General features: G+C 34.4%; 4 protein-coding genes. 2 read left to right on the top strand and 2 right to left on the bottom strand.

What is annotated here, in order from left to right; translation table 11 throughout:
- The first annotated feature begins 100 nt into the window (after nt 1-100).
- Both FD07_RS11780 and FD07_RS12430 read left to right on the top strand, forming a co-directional pair.
- Complete coding sequence (locus FD07_RS11780) at nt 101-319, top strand: DUF2188 domain-containing protein (RefSeq protein WP_010579558.1); 219 nt, start codon at nt 101-103, stop codon at nt 317-319.
- A complete protein-coding gene (locus FD07_RS12430) occupies nt 319-495 on the top strand; it encodes a hypothetical protein (protein WP_020090529.1) in 177 nt (58 codons plus the stop codon). Before FD07_RS11780 ends, FD07_RS12430 begins: the two co-directional genes overlap by 1 nt.
- 201 nt (nt 496-696) lie before the next feature.
- Here the strand turns inward: FD07_RS12430 and FD07_RS11775 are convergent, their stop codons facing one another.
- On the bottom strand, nt 697-1,581 hold the full coding sequence (locus FD07_RS11775; protein ID WP_155823099.1) for an IS3 family transposase: 885 nt from the start codon (nt 1,579-1,581) through the stop codon (nt 697-699).
- Nucleotides 1,566-1,823, bottom strand: a complete 258-nt coding sequence (locus tag FD07_RS11770) for a transposase (protein WP_017866964.1) — start codon at nt 1,821-1,823, stop codon at nt 1,566-1,568. The genes FD07_RS11775 and FD07_RS11770 overlap by 16 nt, the downstream gene beginning before the upstream one ends.
- Between the last annotated feature and the right edge of the window lie 507 nt (nt 1,824-2,330).

The raw sequence follows: 2,330 nt of genomic DNA, 5'->3' as shown, positions 1-2,330 counted from the left end.
TTACACAAGATTCTTGACGCTACCAATCTTATTTAATATATAACAAATAATCTATATACTCTTTTCCATATCTAAAATCATATGAATGGAGGTTATTGAAATGCCTTGGAATGAACAAAATTACCCACCATCAATGAAAAATTTGAAAAAAGTGGTTCGAAAAAAAGCTATTGAGATCGCAAATGCGCTTAAAGAAAAAAATTATGACGATAAGCGGGCCATTTCAATTGCTACGGAACAAGCGGAAAAATGGTATCAACATCGCTCTGATTTAAAAGACGACACTCCATTCAAGAAGAATTTAAGGAGGCATAGCTAATGATATCACTTTTGGAAAAACACCCAAACAAAATTACTCCTCATATACCAATAGAAAAGCCTAAAAAGCAATTACCACAAAGATTTCCAGTAAAGACTCCACCTGAAAACCCCCAAATAAATCCAGAAAAAATATACCCTGAAAAACAACCTGAAGAGCCGGTTAGGCGTGATTAATAAGCCGTTTATGTTAGATTACAAATTCCAATTTGAAGGGGGCCACATAAATCAGAGTGAATTCCCATGAGGCATACTAAATACAATATTGGAGACTACGTTTTAAATTGCAAATAATTCGGATTAAATTTGTAATCTACCTTAATCTATTTCGTTTAGTATGGATTTAGGTCAAGAATCTGGACACATTTTATGTATAATTTAAGCGACTAATTTTTCCTTTTCATTTGGAGTTAAATAATCAATGCTACTGTGAATTCGAGCACTGTTATAAAAGCTCTCAATGTAGCTGAATATTGCAGCATTTGCTTCTTCAAAATCCTGATAATGGTGTTGGTAAACCTCTTCTTTTTTCAAACTGGCGTGAAATGATTCCAAACATGAATTGTCATAGGGACAGCCACGCTTGCTATAAGAATGGCGAATATGGTGTTGCGCTAAGATCTGTTCAAAGCCAGCACTGCGGTACTGGCTACCCAGATCGGTATGCACAATTAAGTTATTAGTCGTCTTTCTAGTTTCAAAGGCTTGTTGAAAAGTGCTGATCACAAGATCAGCAGTCATATGACGGCTGATTTTATGGGCAATGATTTTACGTGAATATAAATCCTGAATGCTTGATAAATAACACCAGCCATTGGCTTTGGTGTGAATATAAGTTATGTCTGCACACCACTTTTGATTTGGACTGGTTGTACGAAAATCTTGCACGAGTATATTTGAATAATCAGTCGCATCAATATCATTAGTTTGTTGATAATGCCACTTCTTGCGCGTGATTGATTTTAACCCCATTTGGCGCATTAATTGTTGAACTAGCTTAATACTGGCAGCCTTACCTTCTTTTTGTAACGCTTTTAGAATTTTAGGTGCCCCGTAGATACGTCTAGAATTAAAGTAAATGCGTTTAATCGACTGGCTAAGTGTCTTACGACGCTTGGCTTGTGGCGATACATGATTCTGCTGATGTTCATAGTAAGTTGAGCGTGGAACTGAGAGTACTTTACAGGTTTCTTTGATACTATGGTGCTTCAAATTAATATCAACGGCTGTCTGCCAGTCATCTGGGTTTACTTTTTGGCGAATATGGTTAAGGCTTTTTTTAAGATGTCATTCTCACTTTCTAGCTGTTTCAAACGTTTTTGCAACGCTAAAACATCTGATTTGGAAATTCCACTTCCTTTGTCTTCTTTATATAGATTAATCCATTTGTAAATAGTTACATTTGATACACCATATTCGTCTGTAAGATCAGCTACCGGGGCGCCATCCTGGTACAGCTTGACAATCATTTTTCTAAAATCTACTGAGTACTTTTTCTTGGTCATAAAAACACAATCCTTCCTATTATGGAATTACACTAAATCGTGTCCATGATTTCATACTACCTTCAGATCTTATCCCTGATTTTAAACAGTTACATGATTTAATTGCACATAATCGGTAGGAAAAAGTCAACTTTTTGATAACATTTTTCATTTGATGTTAATCAAAAAATTGTCTTTTTATATAACTTTTTTAGTGTATCTCTTAATAAGGTGGTCATATGAAAAAGAAAATCAACCTTCAATGCATATTATTAACATTTCTAACGTTCACAATGGGTTTGAGTCAATTTATTATAATAGGGATTATAAATAATTTATCGACAGATTTTAGAGTTTCTATCGCAAACATTGGGGCACTCGTAACCATATTTGCAATCGTTTATGCAGTTGCAACACCAATAATTAACTTATCTATTGGTAGTATCGCTTTGCATAAAGTTATGCTCTTTTTATTGCTGATTTTTTCATTTGGAAACTTATTGACGAGAGCGTAAAATATCTTGTGTA

This window comes from Levilactobacillus parabrevis ATCC 53295, assembly GCF_001434055.1.
Classification (GTDB): Bacteria; Bacillota; Bacilli; order Lactobacillales; family Lactobacillaceae; genus Levilactobacillus; species Levilactobacillus parabrevis.
Note: the sequence above shows the minus strand (reverse complement) of the source record. Positions and strands in the feature narration are given on the sequence as shown.

Bases quoted from the DNA above. Each gene is read 5' to 3' on its own strand.
- FD07_RS11780 (WP_010579558.1), top strand. From the start codon at position 101: ATGCCTTGGAATGAACAAAATTACCCACCATCAATGAAAAATTTGAAA.
- FD07_RS12430 (WP_020090529.1), top strand. From the start codon at position 319: ATGATATCACTTTTGGAAAAACACCCAAACAAAATTACTCCTCATATA.
- FD07_RS11770 (WP_017866964.1), bottom strand. From the start codon at position 1,823: ATGACCAAGAAAAAGTACTCAGTAGATTTTAGAAAAATGATTGTCAAG.